The sequence below is a fragment of the Vibrio sp. Vb1980 genome (assembly GCF_033338615.1).
In the GTDB taxonomy this organism is placed as follows: Bacteria; Pseudomonadota; Gammaproteobacteria; order Enterobacterales; family Vibrionaceae; genus Vibrio; species Vibrio alginolyticus.
Genome location: NZ_JAWOSZ010000003.1, coordinates 1 through 19236, shown reverse-complemented (window position 1 = coordinate 19236; position 19236 = coordinate 1). Strand labels below are relative to the sequence as shown.

The 19236-nt window shown below is 45.3% G+C and carries 13 protein-coding genes, 5 tRNA genes and 1 rRNA gene; 7 read left to right on the top strand and 12 right to left on the bottom strand.

The features are described from left to right. Positions 1-147 precede the first annotated feature (147 nt). The 4 genes from R7F64_RS06480 to R7F64_RS06465 form a co-directional block, all read right to left on the bottom strand. Positions 148-1098 carry an ABC transporter permease gene (locus R7F64_RS06480; protein ID WP_005384239.1) on the bottom strand — a complete coding sequence of 317 codons (951 nt, stop codon included), beginning with the start codon at positions 1096-1098 and terminating at the stop codon, positions 148-150. A 2-nt stretch (positions 1099-1100) separates the two neighbouring features. After that, entirely contained in the window at positions 1101-2078 is a 978-nt protein-coding gene (locus R7F64_RS06475; protein ID WP_005379110.1) for an ABC transporter permease, read from the bottom strand. 147 nt (positions 2079-2225) lie between these two features. Further along, positions 2226-3779 (bottom strand): ABC transporter substrate-binding protein, encoded by a 1554-nt coding sequence (locus tag R7F64_RS06470; protein ID WP_005379109.1) that lies wholly within the window; start codon positions 3777-3779, stop codon positions 2226-2228. A 92-nt stretch (positions 3780-3871) separates the two neighbouring features. Beyond that, complete coding sequence (locus R7F64_RS06465) at positions 3872-5587, bottom strand: dipeptide ABC transporter ATP-binding protein (protein ID WP_005379108.1); 1716 nt, start codon at positions 5585-5587, stop codon at positions 3872-3874. Positions 5588-6248: 661 nt separating this feature from the next. On the opposite strand from R7F64_RS06465, the gene R7F64_RS06460 reads away from it, so the two are divergent. Next, the gene (locus tag R7F64_RS06460; RefSeq protein ID WP_154204930.1) at positions 6249-6974 is read left to right on the top strand and encodes an HAD family hydrolase; all 726 of its coding nucleotides are present in this window, start codon (positions 6249-6251) and stop codon (positions 6972-6974) included. A 339-nt stretch (positions 6975-7313) separates the two neighbouring features. Here R7F64_RS06460 and R7F64_RS06455 read toward each other — a convergent pair. The 5 genes from R7F64_RS06455 to R7F64_RS06435 form a co-directional block, all read right to left on the bottom strand. Beyond that, positions 7314-7390: transfer RNA gene (locus R7F64_RS06455), tRNA-Pro, on the bottom strand. A 64-nt stretch (positions 7391-7454) separates the two neighbouring features. Beyond that, positions 7455-7530: transfer RNA gene (locus R7F64_RS06450), tRNA-His, on the bottom strand. Between the two features lie 47 nt (positions 7531-7577). Then, positions 7578-7654 (bottom strand) — tRNA-Pro (locus R7F64_RS06445). Positions 7655-7723: 69 nt separating this feature from the next. Further along, positions 7724-7799: transfer RNA gene (locus R7F64_RS06440), tRNA-His, on the bottom strand. A 33-nt stretch (positions 7800-7832) separates the two neighbouring features. Next, positions 7833-7909 (bottom strand) — tRNA-Arg (locus R7F64_RS06435). Between the two features lie 335 nt (positions 7910-8244). Here R7F64_RS06435 and R7F64_RS06430 point away from each other — a divergent pair. After that, a complete protein-coding gene (locus R7F64_RS06430; RefSeq protein WP_005384252.1) occupies positions 8245-8658 on the top strand; it encodes a c-type cytochrome in 414 nt (137 codons plus the stop codon). A 73-nt stretch (positions 8659-8731) separates the two neighbouring features. On the opposite strand, the gene rep is transcribed toward R7F64_RS06430, so the two are convergent. Continuing rightward, on the bottom strand, positions 8732-10747 hold the full coding sequence (gene rep / locus R7F64_RS06425; RefSeq protein WP_005379104.1) for a DNA helicase Rep: 2016 nt from the start codon (positions 10745-10747) through the stop codon (positions 8732-8734). A gap of 170 nt (positions 10748-10917) precedes the next feature. Between rep and R7F64_RS06420 the strand changes: the two genes are divergently transcribed. The 4 genes from R7F64_RS06420 (at position 10918) to ubiK (ending at position 16139) form a co-directional block, all read left to right on the top strand. Beyond that, the gene (locus R7F64_RS06420; protein WP_005384254.1) at positions 10918-11499 is read left to right on the top strand and encodes a TetR/AcrR family transcriptional regulator; all 582 of its coding nucleotides are present in this window, start codon (positions 10918-10920) and stop codon (positions 11497-11499) included. A gap of 18 nt (positions 11500-11517) precedes the next feature. Next, positions 11518-12621, top strand: a complete 1104-nt coding sequence (locus tag R7F64_RS06415; protein WP_042523871.1) for an efflux RND transporter periplasmic adaptor subunit — start codon at positions 11518-11520, stop codon at positions 12619-12621. Between the two features lie 12 nt (positions 12622-12633). Next, entirely contained in the window at positions 12634-15756 is a 3123-nt protein-coding gene (gene vmeD / locus R7F64_RS06410) for a multidrug efflux RND transporter permease subunit VmeD (RefSeq protein ID WP_203345754.1), read from the top strand. Positions 15757-15887: 131 nt separating this feature from the next. Beyond that, complete coding sequence (gene ubiK / locus R7F64_RS06405) at positions 15888-16139, top strand: ubiquinone biosynthesis accessory factor UbiK (RefSeq protein WP_005379099.1); 252 nt, start codon at positions 15888-15890, stop codon at positions 16137-16139. Between the two features lie 278 nt (positions 16140-16417). Here the strand turns inward: ubiK and ilvC are convergent, their stop codons facing one another. Continuing rightward, a complete protein-coding gene (gene ilvC, locus R7F64_RS06400; RefSeq protein ID WP_005379098.1) occupies positions 16418-17902 on the bottom strand; it encodes a ketol-acid reductoisomerase in 1485 nt (494 codons plus the stop codon). Positions 17903-18045: 143 nt separating this feature from the next. Between ilvC and ilvY the strand changes: the two genes are divergently transcribed. Next, complete coding sequence (gene ilvY / locus R7F64_RS06395) at positions 18046-18936, top strand: HTH-type transcriptional activator IlvY (RefSeq protein WP_005379097.1); 891 nt, start codon at positions 18046-18048, stop codon at positions 18934-18936. Positions 18937-19027: 91 nt separating this feature from the next. Here ilvY and rrf read toward each other — a convergent pair. Continuing rightward, positions 19028-19144, bottom strand: a 5S ribosomal RNA gene (rrf, locus tag R7F64_RS06390). Between the last annotated feature and the right edge of the window lie 92 nt (positions 19145-19236).

Sequence of the window (19236 nt, the reverse complement as noted above, 5' to 3'; positions counted from 1 at the left end):
CTAAATTAGTGGGTAAGGTCATTATGGCGGCAAAGCGCCAAAAAAATGTGAACAAAGAATAACTAGCAAAAAAAGAGCCGGAATTTGCATCCGGCTCTCAGTTTAGGAAGGAATTAAGCGAATTTACAACGCTTGGCGGGAAAATTCTTAACCTTTGTACAGTTTCGGGTTGAATACATCTCGTAACCAGTCACCCAATAAGTTGATAACCAGAACCAGTGTAACCAACACGATGCCTGGGAAGGCAGTAATCCACCACGCACCTGAGAAGATGTAGTTAAAGCCGATGCTGATCAGCGCACCTAGTGACGGCTGATCAACAGGAAGACCCAAACCTAGGAATGACAGTGCCGCTTCCGACATGATCGCGTTCGCTACCTGTACCGTCGAGATAACCAAGATTGGCGATAGACAGTTTGGCAGAATGTGACGGAACATGATTCGAGGCGCTTTAAAGCCCATCACACGCGCCGCTTCGACGTATTCTTTCTTCTTCTCTGCCAATACCGAGGCACGAATAGTCCGTGCGTATTGCGGCCATTCTGCCACACCGATGATCACCACCAGCATGACCACCGCATATTGGCTGTAAAAATCACTGCCAAAGCTGGCTTTAAAGATTGCAGAGACGATGATCGCGACCATCATGGTCGAGAACGATAGTTGAACATCCGCAAAGCGCATCAAGAAGCTATCGATACGACCACCGAAGTAACCCGCCGACAAACCAATGATGATACCCAGAATCAACTGAAGACCGACGGCTAAAAAGCCGATCGTCAAAGACAAACGAGAACCGTAAAGAATGGTCGATAAAATATCGCGACCTTGCTCGTCAGTACCCAACACAAAGCGCTCATCGCCATCTTCCATCCACGAAGGTGGCAACTCAGAATCCATGATGTCGATAGACGTCAGATCGTACGGGTCTGTTGGCGCAAGAATCGGTGCAGCCAATGCCAATACTAAGAACATCATAAAGACGGTAAAACTCGCCATCGCCACTTTGTCGCGTTTGAAGTAATACAGAAAATCTGACTCTTTGAAACGCTGCCACGCTGATGGAGCAGGAGCTGGTGTTAAATTTGATTGGCTCATGATTAAGCTCCTTTTCCAGTTAGGTTCACAGTTGGGTTGATGATGCCGTACAGCAAGTCAACGATGGTATTGGTTACCACGAAGATCAGACCAACAAAGATAACGTAGGCAGTGATCAGCGGTGTATCTACACGGTTGATTGCCTCTAGGAAAAGGAAGCCAGTGCCCGGCCATTGGAACACGGTTTCAGTAAGAATGGTGTAGGCCACCATGGTACCAATCTGCACGCCACCTACCGTCAATACTGGTAGCATGGTGTTCTTAAGTGCATGTTGGTAATAAATCTTTTGTAAGTTCAAACCTTTTGCTTTGGCGAACTTAATGTATTCCGAACTCAGAACTTCCAGCATTTCTGAACGCACCAAGCGGATGAACAACGGCAACATGATAGACGCTAGCGCAATACAAGGTAGGATGAGGTGCTTGATACCATCAATGGTAAAGAAGCCAGATTCCCAACCGAGTACGTTAGCGGTCTCGCCCCGCCCATAGGAAGGCAACCAACCAAGTTCTATGGAGAAGACATACATCAGCATGATTGCGGTTAAGAACACCGGAATCGAGATACCGACACTGCTCATCGCCATGACAAATTTGGTAAAAACACTCTTAGGATGAATCGCAGAGTACACCCCAAGCGGAATAGAGAAAACAATGATGATAAGCGTCGCGCCAAACACGAGCTCTAATGTAGCCACCAGCTTGTCGAGAATCACCTCAACCGCAGGTCGCTTGAAAAAATATGAGGTACCCAAATCACCTTGCAGTGCATTACCCACAAAGCGCGTGTACTTTGTGATAAAGGGATCGTTCAGGCCCAAGTCATCGCGTAGCGCTTGACGCTCCGATTCCGAAACCGACTGACCTACAAGCTCACGCAGCGGATCACCCAGGTTGTCCTGAATGGCAAACGCCACCAAACTGATCACAAACATCACTATCAGTGCCTGAAACAGGCGCTTGACCAGAAACGAAAACATTCCTTGCCCCTTAACTATCCATAGATCTCTAAATTAGAGAGAAAATTCAGTCTAAATAACCAACTCAATCCGACTGAAACAAAACTGAGTCGAGTGCTTTAAGTTGAGGAGGGAAATCCATCCCTCCTCAAAGTCGACTAACCGTGATTATTCAACCACTAGGTCACCGAAGTAAGGCATTACCATTGGGTTAACGATGTCTGCCGCTTTCACGTTAGACTTCGCACCCCACGCTTCACTTTGCCAGTGTAGCGGTACGAATGCTGCGTCGTTGTATAGTGTTGCTTCTACACCTTTCAGCATTTCTGCACGTTTCGCAGGATCCGTTTCTACGTTCGCAGCTTCAACCACTTTGTCCATTTCTGGGTTTGAGTAGTAACCACAGTTGTACTGACCACGACCGGTTTCTTCGTTACGAGTCATAGTTAGGAACTCGTTGAAGTTCGCTGAGTCTTCTGTATCTGAGTGCCAACCGATCATCAGCATGTCTGCCGCACACTTGTCGAACTCAGGCCAGTACTGCGCTTTTGGCATGGTCTTCAGATCAACCTTGATACCGATCTTAGACAACATTGCCGCTGCCGCTTGTGCTACTTTCGCATCATTCACGTAACGGTTGTTTGGTGCGATCATCGTTAGCGTCAGGCCGTTTTCGTAACCCGCTTCTTTCATCAGTTCTTTCGCTTTCTTCAAATCGTAGCGAGGAACCAGTTTGTCATCGTGACCTACGTAACCTGCCGGGCTTTGCTGACCAGCGGCCGTTGCGAAGCCTTTCATGATTTTCTTCACAATACCTTCGTTATTGATTGCGTGAACAATCGCTTGGCGAACGCGAACGTCTTTCAATGCTTCGTTGCTGTTTTGGTTTAGTTGGAACGTGATGATACGAGTACCAGGTAGCGTAACTAGGTCGATGCCGTCAGCATCTTCAACGCGTTTGTGGTCGTTTGGCGCTACAGGGTGAATCATGTCAACACCGCCAGAAAGCAGCGCTGCTACACGAGTTGCGTCTTCTTTAATTGGCACAAGCGTTAGCTTATCAACATTACCTTTCGACTCTTTGTCCCAGTAATCTTTAAAGCGTTCAAATTCCACTTTTACGCCCTGCTCACGTGAAGTCACAATGAATGGACCCGTGCCAGATACGTTAGTCGATGCAAATGAGTTACCGTGCTTCACTAACTCAGACTTGTCTTTGCCGTCCGCAGTTTTGCCCGTGTAGAACTTGCTGTCCATTGGGAAAATGTACGTTGCGGTTTGCAGCACTAGTGGGTAAGGACCTTTGGTTACAAGATCGAACGTGTTGTCGTCCACTTTGACGATTTTTTCGTACGGGTCGAAGATGTTTTTAAAGTCAGGAGAGCTTTGTAAACGCTGGAACGTCCACACGACGTCGTCAGCCGTTAGAGTATTGCCAGAATGGAATTTCACACCTTCACGCAGTTTGAAACGAACAGTCGTATCGTTTATGCGTTCCCAGCTTTCTGCTAGGCGAGGCTCGAAATCCATTTTTTGAGTAAAGCGAACCAACGGATCAAATACCATGTGTGACATTTGCAGTGTGCCACCTGATAGCTGCTCATGTGGGTCAAGCGATACTGGGTCAGCTGCATAGCCAACTTTGATATCTGCTGCCATTGCATTAAAGCTTAGGCCCGCAGCCATTAGCGCCACTGCTAATTTGCTTTTCATGGTTTTCATTTGCATAACTCCTTCATGCGGGGATACGGATCCCTTGTTGTTGTGTTTGCGTCTTTGTTATGACTAAAGGTTAGCCAAGCGAATTGCTTGGTTTATGCCGTTTCGATCTCTTCTCGCAAGCCAGTAAACTCCGGCATCAGAGAAATCAATTTTTTGCTGTATTCGTGTTGAGGTGCCGTGAATAACTGTTCTGTTGGTGCCACTTCTAAAAGTGTACCCATTTGCATCACACCTACTCGGTCACACATCTGGCGAATAACAGGTAAATCGTGGCTGATAAACAACATAGTCAAGTTCAGCTCACTTTGCAGATCTTTCAGCAAGTTTAGAATTTGTGCCTGTACCGATACGTCCAGAGCTGAGGTCGGTTCATCACAAATCAAAAGTCGAGGACGAGTCGCCAACGCACGCGCAATAGAAATACGCTGACGCTGACCACCGGAGAATTCATGAGGGTACTTAAGCCCAGCCATTCGACCCAAACCAACATGATCCAATAGGTCATTCACGATTTGGCGAGTTTCCGACTCGTTTTTCGTCAATTTATGGAAACGGATTGGCTCAGCAATAATATCGAATACCTTCATACGAGGGTTCATTGAAGTATATGGGTTTTGGAACACCATCTGCATTTGACGACGCATCGGGCGGCGCTCTTTCTCAGAGGTTAAAGCGGTCAGGTCAATGCCCTCGAATTTCACCTGACCAGAGTTAGGTTGGTATAAACCAGCAATCACACGTGCAATGGTCGATTTACCTGAACCAGACTCGCCCACCAAACCAAAGGTTTCGCCTTCGTGCACTTCAAAGCTCACATTATTAGATGCTTGCACGTATTCTCGGCGGCTCTCGAACAAAGAGTCTTTGGTCACAAAGCGAAGATTGACGTTCTTCACGTCCAAAAGCGGGCCAGTGTACTCACGCTCATCTTGGCTTTGTCCTAACCAGTGGTTCTTGATATCGAGTGGCTCCATTTCCGCCGCTTCTTCGATATAGCTTACTAACGGGAAACGATCTAGCTTTCTGTCTGAACGTGGTACCGCTGAAATTAGACTGCGAGTATAAGAGTGATCAGGATCGCCCAATACTTTGGCTGTTGGTCCAAACTCCACTAAGTCACCACGATACATTACCGCCACGCGATCGGTGACGTTGGAGACGACACCCATATCGTGAGTAACCAACATACAGCCGACATTGTTCTTGATACACAGCTCGCGGATCAAGTTGAGGATTTGGTCTTGGATAGAAACGTCTAACGCCGTAGTTGGTTCGTCCGCAATGATCAGATCTGGCTCACCAGCCAAAGCAATCGCAATGACGACACGCTGACGCATACCACCAGAGAATTGGTGCGGGTACTGTTTTAAGCGGTTTTCTGGCTGCGGGATGCCAACTTGCTGCATCAGAGAAAGTGCACGCTGATACGCCTCTTCATCAGAGACTTTCATGTTGGCGTGGATCGTCTCTTTCAGCTGCTGCTCAACCGTAAAAAGTGGGTTAAGTGAGGTCATTGGATCTTGGAAAATAAAACCAATTTTCGATCCGCGAACCTTACGCATCGCTTCTGGTGATAAACCAGAAATTTTTTCTCCATCCAAGAATACATCACCGCTAGCAACGCGACCTGGAGGGCTAAGCAAATCAATAACGGCGTTACCAACGGTGGATTTACCCGCACCTGATTCGCCAACAACACCCACGATTTCACCACGTTCAATATGAAAAGAAAGTGACTTCACGGCAGCGTGAACGCCGTGTCGGGATGGGTATTCAATACGAAGGTTTTTCACTTCTAATAGTGACATTTCAGACCTCTACTGCCTTGTCTGTGGTATCGAATCGCGCCAAAGGCACCATTCATCACCTGAATGAATCCGTTCAAATTCAGAATAATACTCTGAAATCTTAATGCGGAAATAATTTGGCAAAAATCACACAAAAAAGCAACAATTAAAGTATATTCCGCCGAAAAAACATTAAATAAACGCACAATTAGCGAATAAAAATGCATTAACAAGTATTTAACCATTTTCATATCACACTATTTTTGTGCGTCATGCACCAATAAAACTAGAAAAATGCTCTAAAAGTAAACATGAGCTAAACAAGATCATTAACCATATTATTCATGTGCATTTATTAACATTTAACAAACAATATCATATGCAAAAAGTGTTTTTTCAACATAAAAAACTATTAATAAAATAGTCGGCAAATACAAAAAGCCAAACTTAGGAAGAGAAAGGATCGGTCAAAACGTGAACAAAACAGCAAAACCACACAAATCCAGCTCCAACGCAGATTATGCGCCACTTAAGCGGTTTATTGACTAAGCAAAGGAAAGTACCGCTATCCTCATTCGTACGTCATAAGAAAACTCGCCGATTTTAACCCTTTACGACACAATTGAGAGTGGGATAATAGATGAACAGTGTCAAAGCCAAGCCGTAAATAAAAGGAGCTCCTGTGCTTAAAGCGATTTTTTTTGATATGGACGAGACTTTATGTGCAACGTCACAAGCCGATAAAGTTGCAGGACAAGCGTTTACAACTTGGATTCATAAAACCTACCCACAAGTGACTGAGCCAAAAGCGTTTTTGCAGCGCTACTTACAGGGTGTATACAAAAAGCTGAATGCTGAGTTCCCTCACCTTGTGGCTCTGCTACCCGATGAAAATGCCTTCCGTTGTGGCCTGATCCAAAACATCTTGGCGGAGCACGGCGTCAACATTACTGCAAAAGAGGCTCAACAAGCTCAAGACTACTTTGACTCTGCACGTATGGGCGCGTTCACTTTCTTCCCTGGTGTAAAAGAAATGCTCAGCGACCTTCGTCAACATTACAAACTCGTCGTGATCACTAACGGCCCGATTTTTTCTCAACACCCTAAATTAAACGCGACACAAATGAGCAACTGGGTGGACCATATTATTGTGGGAGGAGAAGAGCCAGAAGAGAAACCTGCTACAAGTATTTTCCAAAAAGCGCTCGACTTGGTCGAAGTAAAACCAGAAGAGGCTCTACACGTGGGCGACTCTTTACCTGCTGACATTGCTGGCGCTAACAATATGGGCATTTTGAGTGTGTGGGTGAATGCGACAGGCGCAAGTAACTCAACGGATATAACGCCAAGTTTTGAAATCCAAAAAACGGTAGAAGTAAAAGAAATCCTTAAAACACTCGCCCAATAAAAGCAGCGGATTAGAAAACTACAAACCCCCAGACACTGCTCTGGGGTTTATTTTGTCAGCTCGAAAAGCATTTGGATCATAGGTGGTCAAAAGCCCCTAGAGCTGTACACTTTTGGGGAAAATTGAAATGGAATGCCGATTCTTTTCAGGAGAGATGCAAAAAAGCCCCAGTCTTTCGACTGAGGCTCTAAATAGCGGTCGGTGAAGAGCCGAATTCTAACTTCAGGCGAACCCCCACTTGGGTTCAAATCCATTGATACATTACCGACTAATACAGTCCAAGCGAGATCATAAACTCTAAAACGACGAAAGCCTGCTAAAAAGCAGGCTTTCTAATAGTGGTCGGTGAAGAGGGATTCGAACCCCCGACCCTCTGGTCCCAAACCAGATGCGCTACCAAGCTGCGCTATTCACCGAACTGTATTTACTGATTTTCTCAAATCAGACAGGACACTTCAACTAAGAAGTCACCTTAATTAATGGGGTGGCTAACGAGATTCGAACTCGCGACCACCGGAATCACAATCCAGGGCTCTACCAACTGAGCTATAGCCACCATCAATTTTTGCTGTTTACCGCTCTATATAGCCATAAACTAAATAGTGGTCGGTGAAGAGGGATTCGAACCCCCGACCCTCTGGTCCCAAACCAGATGCGCTACCAAGCTGCGCTATTCACCGACGATGTTTTATCTTGATTGAATCAAGATTGGGAGCAATGCTACCGCATTCAATCTAAAAAAGAAAGAATGGGGTGGCTAACGAGACTTGAACTCGCGACAACCGGAATCACAATCCGGGGCTCTACCAACTGAGCTATAGCCACCACTGATTTTTACCGATGTATCCTCCGAGGCAATGGTACGCCCGAAAGGATTCGAACCTTCGACCTTTGGCTCCGGAGGCCAACGCTCTATCCAACTGAGCTACGGGCGCATGCCCTATCGGCGGAGTGGAATAATACGGATATCACACTATGCCGTCTAGTACTTTTTTTACTTTTTTTATCGTTTGGTCTCTTTTTCGACAGTTATCTTCCGTTAAAGTGGATTTTTGATGTGATTCACGCCCTGTCATGGATAACTTGTTGTTTATTGCAACAAGTTATCGGGATATAATCACCCATTATTTACATTGATTTAACAGCTGCAACCAAGTTGTCTAATCATTCTATGCCATTCAGTGGAATTTAATGATTTCTCTGCTCGGCATTAATACTCTAACTATATAAATAGGTAAGTCACTTACCTCGGGAATGTGAAGTGGGTTTAATGGATATGTCTCGACAAATGATTAGCGTTTTGTTCGCTGCCTTAACGTTTTCTACGGCAGCTTTAGCTTCTGACATCAGCCAAACTGAATACGATGCGATCGCAGAACGCATCCAACCTGTCGGTGATGTTTATCTAGCGGGTTCTGAGCCAGTGAAAGAAGAACCAACCGGTCCACGTGATGGCGCCACAGTTTATGGTACTTTTTGTATTGCTTGTCACGCATCTGGTGTAAACGGCGCACCTAAAACAGGTAATGCCGATGATTGGGCACCACGTATTGCACAAGGCAAAGATACGTTAGTGAAGCACGCATTAGAAGGCTTCAATGCGATGCCAGCCAAAGGAACCTGTATGGACTGTTCTGACGATGAAATCATCGCAGCAATTGACCACATGATTGAAGGTCTATAAGTAAAGACATCAACGAAAAAGGCTTGCCAGTTGGCAAGCCTTTTTGTTTTTAGTCAGTGAGAACAAGGTTACTTTACTTCTTGAACATTGCTCGAATATTGGCAATGTGTGCTTGACCTTTCGCCATACGCTCTTCTGCTGATACTGGCTTTTTGTTTACTTCCCATTCAACGTCATCAAATGGCAACTCATCCAAAAAGCGGCTTTGAGTCGGTTTTATCAACTCGCCGAACTGCCGACGCTCTTTGCACATAGTGAAAGTCAGTTCACGTTGCGCTCGAGTAATACCAACGTACATCAGGCGACGCTCTTCTTCCACGTTATCTTCATCAATACTGGTTTGGTGCGGTAAAATACCTTCTTCGGACCCAATTAAGTATACATATGGGAACTCAAGGCCTTTTGATGCGTGCAAGGTCATCAGTTGTACTGCATCACTGTCTTCATCTTCTTCACCGCGCTCCATCATGTCACGCAAGGTCAAACGTTGAACGACTTCTTTTAACGTTTTCTCTTCTTGATCGTAGTTGTCACCCTCTAGGTCCGCCACTATCCATGAATAAAGGTCAGAAACGTTCTTCATTCTCATTTCAGCGGCTTTCGGACTTGCTGAAGTTTCGTATAGCCAATCTTCATAATGGATATCACGAACTAGCGAACGAACCGCTTCGACGGTATCACCACGCTCAGCTTGATCAGCAATCGCCACTAGCCATTGGGTGAAACGACGCAAGTTTTCTAGGCCACGTCCCGTTAGGTGCTGTTCGAGCCCCATTTCAAAGCTCGATTCAAACAGGCTCTTGCCTCGCATATTGGCATAACTGCCTAATTTCTCTAACGTTACTGGGCCAATTTCACGTCGCGGAGTGTTCACAATGCGCAAAAATGCATTGTCGTCATCCGGATTAACCAAAACGCGCAAATACGCCATGATGTCTTTAATCTCTGCGCGCGCAAAAAACGAGGTGCCGCCAGAAATTTTATACGGTACACGGTTTTGCATCAGAGACTTTTCAATCAAACGTGATTGGTGGTTACCACGATATAGAATCGCATAATCTTTATATTCGGTACGGTTTAGGAACTTATGCGCAATTAGTTCACCCGTTACGCGCTCTGCTTCGTGCTCTTCATTTTTAGCCAACAACACTTTGAGTTTTTCACCGTCAGGAATTTCAGAGAACAAGGACTTCTCATAGACGTGAGGGTTGTTAGCTATCAAAATGTTGGCCGCACGCAAGATTCGACTCGTTGAACGGTAGTTTTGCTCTAGCTTAATCAAACGCAAATTCGGATAATCTTCACCCAGCAACACGAGGTTCTGAGGTTTCGCACCACGCCATGAATAAATAGACTGATCGTCATCCCCTACAACCGTCAATCGCCCACGTTCTCCGACGATTAATTTGACCAGCTCATACTGACTCGTGTTGGTATCTTGATACTCGTCAACCAGTAGGTAACGGATACGATTCTGCCAACGCTGACGAACGTCTTCATGATTACGTAAGAGTAAAACGGGCATCAAAATTAGGTCATCAAAATCAAGCGCGTTATAGGCTTTCATTTGTTTTTGGTACATATCAAAACAGAACGCAAACAATTGTTGCTGTTCACCTTGCGCACGCGCTTTGGCTTGCTCTGGCGTCAACATGTCGTTTTTCCAGTTGGAAATACAACTCAGAAGCTGACGTAGCAGATCTTTATCACCATCAAGCTGCTTTTCGGTAAGTTCTTTGAGCAGCGCTAGCTGGTCTTGGTCATCAAACAGTGAGAAGCCCGCTTTCAACCCTAAATGCTTGTACTCACGCTTGATGATGTTCAATCCTAAAGTGTGGAATGTTGATACCATCAAACCTTTAGACTCACCTTTCCCTAACGTTTGACCTACACGCTCCTTCATTTCACGTGCTGCTTTGTTGGTAAACGTCACCGCCGCAATGTTACGCGCTTTGTAACCACATTGCTGAACCAGATAAGCGATTTTATTGGTAATAACACGAGTTTTGCCCGAGCCAGCACCAGCTAGCACTAGGCATGGACCAGACACGTATTTCACGGCTTCATCTTGACTAGGGTTCAGCTTCATAGAAATTCTCTGCGGGTGATGAATGTGGCGCCTATGATAAAGGGGTGGCCTCGTGAAAGCTATGCTGATTTCTTGTAATTTTCACACCAATTAAGTGCAATATTCTGTTGCATAAATGGCTGGTATTTAAGCTATAATGAATGAACGTTCATTCACTAAAGGGTGACATTATGAAGGATAACCCTGCTGTAGATAAACGAGAACAAATCTTAGTCGCTGCTGAACAACTCATTGCTGAATCTGGTTTTCAAGGGCTTTCCATGCAAAAGCTCGCCAATGAGGCAGGTGTCGCAGCAGGGACGATTTACCGTTATTTCTCAGATAAAGAACATCTTTTAGAGGAACTACGCCTTAACGTTGCTAAGCGTGTTGCTACTGCGGTGCAACTAGGTGTTAGTGAAGAGATGCCTTTAAAACAGCGTTATCGAACCATGTGGCTCAATATTTGGAATCTAGCGAGCTCGAACTTAAGTGCGATCAGCAACCGAGTCCAATATGAGTCTTTACCCTGTTCAAATAGTAGCAAAGCTCGGGAACTTGAGAGACAAATGTTTGCCCAAGTAGATCTTCTTTTTAATCAGGGTAAAGACGAGGGAGTATTCAAGCTTCTCGATAACGAAGTACTTTCTGGATTAAGTTTTGAGGCAAGTGTTGCACTTGCTCGGAAACACGCTTTGGGATTTTATCAACTGGATAAGACGGCATTAGAGGCCGCTATTGAAGCCAGTTGGGATGCAATTATTAAACACTAACTTGGAGTTCTTAATAGAATGAAAAAGTGGATTTTGATGCTATCAATTGTTTTATTACTTTTTGGTAGCGTTGTTACATACAGACTAATTGATATCAAAGACAAAATGGAGCAGTTTGCCAATCGCCCTGAACCAGCATTCCCAGTAACCGTAACTGAAGTGCAAGCGGTGGATTGGGTACCAGTCATCGAGGCAATTGGTTTTATCGAGCCAAATCAAGGCGTGACGGTAGCGAACGAAACGAGCGGTGTTATCGATAAAATCGCATTTGATTCCGGTACTCAAGTCAAAGCAGGTCAGCCACTAGTACTGCTTGACTCTGACGTTGAGAAAGCGAATTTAAAGAGCTCGCAAGCCAAGTTGCCAGCAGCAGAAGCGAAATACAAACGCTACCAAGGGCTATTTAAAAAAGGCTCTATTTCTAAAGAAGCGTATGACGAAGCAGAAGCGAACTACTTCTCCTTAAAAGCGGACATTGAAAGCTTGAAAGCGACCATCGACCGACGCGAAATCAAAGCGCCATTTGATGGTGTAGTAGGTATTCGTAACGTGTACCTCGGTCAGTACCTACAAGCGGGTACCGATATTGTTCGCCTGGAAGACACCAGCGTGATGCGTTTACGCTTTACCGTGCCGCAAACCGATATTTCACGTATCAATATCGACCAAGAAGTGGATATCTTCGTGGATGCCTACCCAGAACAGCCTTTCAAAGGTTCAATTTCTGCGATTGAGCCTGCGGTTAACGTACAAAGTGGTTTGATTCAAGTTCAAGCGGATATCCCTAACAGTGACGGCAAACTGCGTAGTGGTATGTTCGCGCGTGCAAACATCATTCTGCCTAAGTTAGAAAATCAGGTCACTCTACCTCAAACCGCGATCACATTTACGCTATATGGCGACAATGTTTACATCGTAACAGAAGAAGATGGCGAAAAACGCGTTAAGCAGCATGTGGTAAAAGTTGGCGAACGCTCTAAAGATATCGCACACATTCTAGAAGGCGTGAAGCCAGGTGATGTGGTAGTGACATCGGGTCAAGTCCGTTTGAGTAACCATGCGAAAGTAAGCATTGTCGAAAGCGATGCAACTACCCCACCTGCTGAAACACCAATGCTTTAAGTTGGAGGCATCATGCGCTTTACAGATGTTTTTATAAAACGTCCAGTTTTAGCGGTATCGATCAGCTTTTTGATTGCATTGCTTGGTTTGCAAGCGGTGTTCAAAATGCAAGTTCGTGAGTACCCTGAAATGACGAATACGGTGGTCACCGTGACCACCAGTTACTACGGTGCAAGTGCCAACTTGATCCAAGGCTTTATTACTCAGCCATTGGAGCAAGCGGTGGCGCAAGCCGATAATATTGATTACATGACTTCGCAATCGGTACTAGGTAAATCAACCATTACTGTCAACATGAAGTTGAATACTGACCCGAATGCAGCATTGGCTGATATCTTAGCGAAAACGAACTCAGTACGTTCTCAGCTTCCAAAAGAAGCCGAAGATCCAACCGTAACCATGTCGACAGGTTCGACAACGGCGGTACTGTACATCGGCTTTACGAGTGACGAGTTATCTTCAAGCCAGATCACTGACTACCTTGAGCGTGTAATCAACCCGCAGTTGTTCACTGTAAACGGTGTATCCAAAGTTGACCTGTATGGTGGTATGAAGTACGCACTGCGCGTATGGCTAGATCCTGCCAAAATGGGCGCTTTGAAGTTGACCGCTACGGATGTGATGAGCGTTCTTAACGCCAACAACTACCAATCTGCAACCGGTCAAGCGACGGGTGAGTTCGTACTTTATAACGGTAGCGCAGATACTCAGGTATCAAACGTTGCTGAACTTGAAGCATTGGTCGTGAAAACTGGTGAAGGGGATGTCATCCGCCTAGGTGATATCGCTAAAGTAACGCTGGAGAAGAGTCACGACGTTTATCGCGCAAGTGCAAACGGTCAAGAAGCCGTGGTTGCGGCGATCAACGCAGCACCAAGCGCTAACCCAATCAACATTGCAGCAGACGTACTTGAACTGTTGCCTCAGCTTGAGCGCAACCTACCAAGTAACATCAAAATGAACGTGATGTACGACTCAACTATCGCCATCAACGAATCGATTCACGAAGTAGTGAAAACGATTCTTGAAGCAGCGGTCATCGTACTTGTGGTTATCACACTGTTCCTGGGTTCATTCCGCGCGGTAATCATTCCTATCGTGACCATTCCACTTTCATTGATTGGTGTGGCAATGGTGATGCAGGCAATGGGTTTCTCTTGGAACTTGATGACGCTACTGGCGATGGTGCTTGCCATCGGTCTGGTGGTGGATGACGCGATCGTTGTACTAGAAAACGTTGACCGTCACATCAAAGAAGGGGAATCGCCATTCCGAGCTGCAATTATTGGTACGCGTGAAATTGCGGTTCCAGTTATCGCGATGACATTGACGCTAGGTGCAGTGTACGCGCCGATCGCATTGATGGGTGGTATCACCGGTTCATTGTTCAAAGAGTTTGCTTTGACACTGGCAGGTTCAGTATTCGTATCCGGCATCATCGCTTTGACACTATCACCAATGATGTGTTCGAAGATGCTGAAGGCGAACGAGAAGCCAAGCAAGTTTGAGCAAAAAGTTCACCATGTACTTGATGGCATGACTAATCGCTACGCAAGCATGTTAAAAGCAATAATGGCTAGCCGACCAGTGGTGATCGTGTTTGCGATAATTGTATTCGCAAGTTTACCAGTCCTATTCAAGTTTATTCCTAGCGAGCTAGCTCCATCTGAAGATAAAGGTGTTGTAGTACTCATAGGGACCGCACCATCAAATTCGAATTTGGACTACATCCAAAACACCATGGATGATGTGAATAAGATTCTCTCTGATCAACCAGAAGTGGAATACGCTCAGGTATTTAACGGTGTACCGGATTCTAACCAAGCGTTTGGTTTAGCTACACTCAAACCATGGGGCGAACGAGAAGCGAGCCAAGCAGAAATCAAACAGCGTGTTGGTGGGCTTGTTTCGAGCATTCCGGGAATGTCTATTGCTGCCTACGAAATGCCGGAGCTACCAGGTGCTGGTTCAGGCCTTCCTGTACAGTTCGTAATTACAACGCCAAACAACTTTGAAAGTTTGTTTACCGTTGCAAATGACATTCTGTCGGAAGTAGCAAGCAGTCCAATGTTTGTCTATTCCGATCTGGATCTGAAATATGATTCTGCAACGATGAGGATCAAGATCGATAAAGACAAAGCAGGTGCCTACGGTGTGACTATGCAAGACATTGGTATCACCCTCAGCACCATGATGGCAGATGGTTATGTAAACCGTATCGACCTAAATGGCCGCTCTTATGAGGTAATTCCTCAGGTTGAGCGTAAATGGCGTCTAAACCCAGAATCGATGAAGAACTACTATGTACGCTCTGTGGATGGTAAAGCGGTTCCATTAGGTAGTCTGATTACCATTGATGTGGTGGCTGAGCCTCGCTCTTTGCCACACTTCAACCAGCTAAACTCAGCAACTGTGGGTGCTGTTACAGGCCCTGGTGTTTCGATGGGGGATGCAGTTAATTGGTTTGAAAATATTGCACAAACCAAACTGCCTGCAGGGTATAACCATGATTACATGGGCGAATCTCGTCAGTTTGTAACGGAAGGTAGTGCCTTGTATGCAACCTTCGGTCTTGCACTTGCGATCATCTTCCTCGTTCTGGCGATTCAATTTGAATCACTCCGCGATCCTATTGTCATCATGGTATCTGTACCTCTGGCAATATGTGGTGCCTTGATCGCATTGGCCTGGGGTACGGCCTCGATGAACATATACTCGCAGGTTGGTTTGATCACGCTGGTCGGCCTAATAACCAAGCACGGTATCTTGATCTGTGAAGTCGCCAAGGAAGAGCAGTTACATAATAAACTGTCTCGTATTGATGCGGTGATGGAAGCTGCGAAAGTGCGTCTTCGCCCTATCCTAATGACCACTGCAGCGATGATCGCAGGTCTGATCCCACTGATGTACGCAACAGGTGCAGGTGCCGCGCAACGTTTCAGTATCGGTATCGTCATCGTTGCTGGCCTTGCAATCGGTACACTGTTCACACTATTCGTGCTACCTGTGATTTACAGCTACCTAGCTGAAAAACACAAACCTCTGCCAGTATTTGTTGAAGACAAAGACTTGGAGAAGTTAGCGCGAGTTGACGAAGCGAAAGCAGCTCATCGTGAATTAGCGGATAACAGATAAGTTATTAAGGCATTCAAAAAGGTCACTTCGGTGGCCTTTTTTATTGCCGCTCTCTTTTTTGCCATCTAAATGGCGACTTTCACGTATCATTTACTTAAAATGAGGACAAATCAAAAGGAGTTTTAGCCACTATGTTTGACCCAAAGAAATTAGAGCAAATTGCTAAACAGATTCACGACTCAATGCCTCAACCTGTAAAAGAGTTGGGCTCTGATGTCGATCAGAAAGTTCGTCAAGTAATCCAAGGCCAGCTAAACAAGCTAGATGTTGTAAGTCGCGAAGAGTTTGATGTTCAAACTCAAGTTTTACTACGTACACGTCAAAAGCTAACAGAAATGGAACAGAAGTTGGCGCAACTTGAAGAAAAGCTTGCTGAAAAATAAGTATCAAAGCGCTCCTCACAAAGGAGCGTTTTTCTTATCGGCGCGCAGATAAATCGGCTAAAAACAAAAAGGCTTGGTCAACGGCGACCAAGCCTTTTGATTAGATGTTGTGTTTTATTTTGTATTTATCACTCCAGTCTGCCTGGAGTTTATCTACTGCGTTACTTGAGACTAAGTAAATTACGCTGTATTAAGGTTTCATTTCTAGGAGAAGGCGCGAACTTTACGATAGTAAACGAGCACCTTCGACACCGAAATGGAGCCTTAAGGCCAGTCATTTAGCCGCCCACTGCGATACGCTTCATATCAGTCATGTAACCACGTAGCTCTTCACCGATGTACTCTACAGGGTGGTTACGGATTGTTTCATTCACAGCGATAAGAGTCGCGTTATCCACTTGGTTAGACGTTTCACCTAAACCTTTACCAATTACGTCAGTATTTACGGCTGGCATAAACTTCTCACGTAGAAGCGGCGTTGCTACGTTAGCGAACAGGTAGTTACCGTATTCCGCAGTGTCTGAGATAACCACGTTCATCTCGTATAAACGCTTACGTGCGATAGTGTTTGCGATAAGTGGCAGCTCGTGTAGAGACTCATAGTAAGCAGACTCATCGATGATGCCAGATGCCGTCATCGCTTCGAATGCTAGCTCAACACCCGCACGAACCATAGCAACCATCAAGATACCGTTATCGAAGTACTCTTGCTCAGAGATTTCTACGTCAGTTTCTGGGTAGTTTTCGAAAGCAGTTTCACCTGTTTCTGCACGCCAGCCTAGTAGATTTGCATCGTCGTTTGCCCAGTCAGCCATCATAGTGCTAGAGAAGTGACCGGTGATGATGTCATCCATGTGCTTGTTGTATAGCGGACGCATCAGTTCTTTTAGCTCTTCAGAAAGCTCAAATGCTTTCACTTTTGCAGGGTTAGTTAGGCGATCCATCATGTGAGTGATACCACCAAACTTCAGTGCTTCAGTGATGGTTTCCCAACCGTATTGAAGAAGCTTACCAGCGTAGCCAGGATCGATACCATCAGCAATCATCTTCTCGTAACATACGATAGAGCCAGCCTGTAGCATGCCACAAAGGATAGTTTGCTCACCCATTAGGTCAGATTTCACCTCAGCAACAAAAGAAGACTCTAGACAGCCTGCACGGTGACCACCTGTTGCTGCAGCCCAAGCTTTCGCGATATCCCAACCTTCACCTTTTGGGTCGTTCTCTGGGTGAACAGCGATAAGAGTCGGTACACCGAAACCGCGCTTATATTCTTCACGAACTTCCGTACCTGGACATTTAGGTGCAACCATTACTACCGTTAGGTCTTTACGGATTTGCATGCCTTCTTCAACAACGTTGAAACCGTGAGAGTAACCTAGTGCTGCGCCTTCTTTCATTAACGGCATTACCGTCTCAACAACGTTTGTGTGCTGCTTATCTGGAGTAAGGTTTACTACTAGATCAGCTTGTGGAATTAGCGTTTCGTAGCTACCTACCTCAAAACCGTTGTCTTTTGCGTTTTTGAATGACTGGCGTTGCTCATCAATCGCGGCTTGGCGAAGCGCATAAGCAACGTCTAGACCAGAGTCGCGCATGTTCAGACCTTGGTTAAGACCTTGAGCACCACAACCTACAATGACTACTTTCTTACCTTTCAGATAATCCGCTTCTGAAGCGAACTCACTGCGGTCCATAAAACGACAACGACCTAATTGGTCCAACTGCTCGCGCAAGTTTAGGGTATTGAAATAATTAGCCATCTGGGTGCTCCTTTGAGATTCTTCCATTGAGGTCAGTAATTGCCTTACCGAATAACTTTATACTAAAACAGACATGAGATTGCTTAAAGTGATATATTCACAATTAGTTATTGCAATTTATGCAACGTGGAAATGAAAATTTAATGAATATCAAAAGCCTGCAACTTTTCATTCATCTCTGTGAGAGTAAAAGTTTCGCCAAGACCGCAGCGGCAATGCATATTAGCCCTTCAGCCTTAAGCCGACAGATACAAAAATTAGAGGAGGAAACCAGCCAACAATTGTTTTTACGCGACAACCGTAGCGTTGATTTAACTATCCAAGGTAAAAAGCTAGTCCCAGTCGCCTTAAAGATTCTTGGCGAATGGCAGCAGTATCAGAGTCATCTGAAGGGAACCGAGGATGAATTGAAAGGAGAAATCCGTCTCTTTTGTTCTGTTACTGCAAGCTACAGCCATCTTCCGGAGCTAATATCTGACTTTCGTATTCAGAACCCTTTCATTGAATTCAAACTATCAACCGGCGATCCAGCTCAAGCGATCGACAAAATACTAGCAGATGAAGCCGATATTGCCATATCAGCCAAGTCAGAACAGATGCCAAATAAAATCGCATTTGAAACGATCAGTGAAATCCCACTTTCTGTCATCGTACCTGTTGGGGTTAGTGCGTTTGCTGAAGAGCTACAAAAAGAAAAACCAGACTGGTCGGTCATTCCATTCATACTCCCAGAAGCAGGAACGGCAAGGGACAGGGCCAATACTTGGCTCAAACAAATGAAAATAAAGCCAAAGATCTACGCACAAACCTCCGGACATGAAGCCATCGTAAGTATGGTTGCATTGGGGTGTGGAGTAGGTATCGCACCTGATGTTGTAATCAACAACAGTCCGGTAAGAGAAAAGATAAATCGTTTAAAAGTCTTACCAATTAAACCTTTTAAACTTGGTGTTTGCTGCAACAAAACTCAGCTGGAGAATCCGCTTGTTAAAGCCTTTTGGAAGGTTGCAGAGAGCAAGTATATCGCACCTTAGATGAACACTTTTTAGGTATAAAGTGAGCTAATTTTAAAACTCTATAGATGCAAAAAAGCCCGCTCTTTCGAGCGGGCTTCTTACATTTAAAGCCTGGCGATGTCCTACTCTCACATGGGGAAGCCCCACACTACCATCGGCGCTATTTCGTTTCACTTCTGAGTTCGGCATGGAAATCAGGTGGGTCCAAAACGCTATGGTCGCCAAGCAAATTCTTTAATCTGGAAAGCTGTTTTTTAATTCTCGTTCTTACACATTCAATGTTCTTTCATTGAGTCCATCAAAACCCCTTGGGTGTTG

What these genes read in the sequence shown, in the direction of transcription:
- R7F64_RS06480 (WP_005384239.1), bottom strand. Translation starts at nt 1,098, where the DNA reads ATGAGCCAATCAAATTTAACACCAGCTCCTGCTCCATCAGCGTGGCAG.
- R7F64_RS06475 (WP_005379110.1), bottom strand. Translation starts at nt 2,078, where the DNA reads ATGTTTTCGTTTCTGGTCAAGCGCCTGTTTCAGGCACTGATAGTGATG.
- R7F64_RS06470 (WP_005379109.1), bottom strand. Translation starts at nt 3,779, where the DNA reads ATGAAAACCATGAAAAGCAAATTAGCAGTGGCGCTAATGGCTGCGGGC.
- R7F64_RS06465 (WP_005379108.1), bottom strand. Translation starts at nt 5,587, where the DNA reads ATGTCACTATTAGAAGTGAAAAACCTTCGTATTGAATACCCATCCCGA.
- R7F64_RS06430 (WP_005384252.1), top strand. Translation starts at nt 8,245, where the DNA reads ATGGATATGTCTCGACAAATGATTAGCGTTTTGTTCGCTGCCTTAACG.
- rep (WP_005379104.1), bottom strand. Translation starts at nt 10,747, where the DNA reads ATGAAGCTGAACCCTAGTCAAGATGAAGCCGTGAAATACGTGTCTGGT.
- R7F64_RS06420 (WP_005384254.1), top strand. Translation starts at nt 10,918, where the DNA reads ATGAAGGATAACCCTGCTGTAGATAAACGAGAACAAATCTTAGTCGCT.
- R7F64_RS06415 (WP_042523871.1), top strand. Translation starts at nt 11,518, where the DNA reads ATGAAAAAGTGGATTTTGATGCTATCAATTGTTTTATTACTTTTTGGT.
- vmeD (WP_203345754.1), top strand. Translation starts at nt 12,634, where the DNA reads ATGCGCTTTACAGATGTTTTTATAAAACGTCCAGTTTTAGCGGTATCG.
- ubiK (WP_005379099.1), top strand. Translation starts at nt 15,888, where the DNA reads ATGTTTGACCCAAAGAAATTAGAGCAAATTGCTAAACAGATTCACGAC.
- ilvC (WP_005379098.1), bottom strand. Translation starts at nt 17,902, where the DNA reads ATGGCTAATTATTTCAATACCCTAAACTTGCGCGAGCAGTTGGACCAA.
- ilvY (WP_005379097.1), top strand. Translation starts at nt 18,046, where the DNA reads ATGAATATCAAAAGCCTGCAACTTTTCATTCATCTCTGTGAGAGTAAA.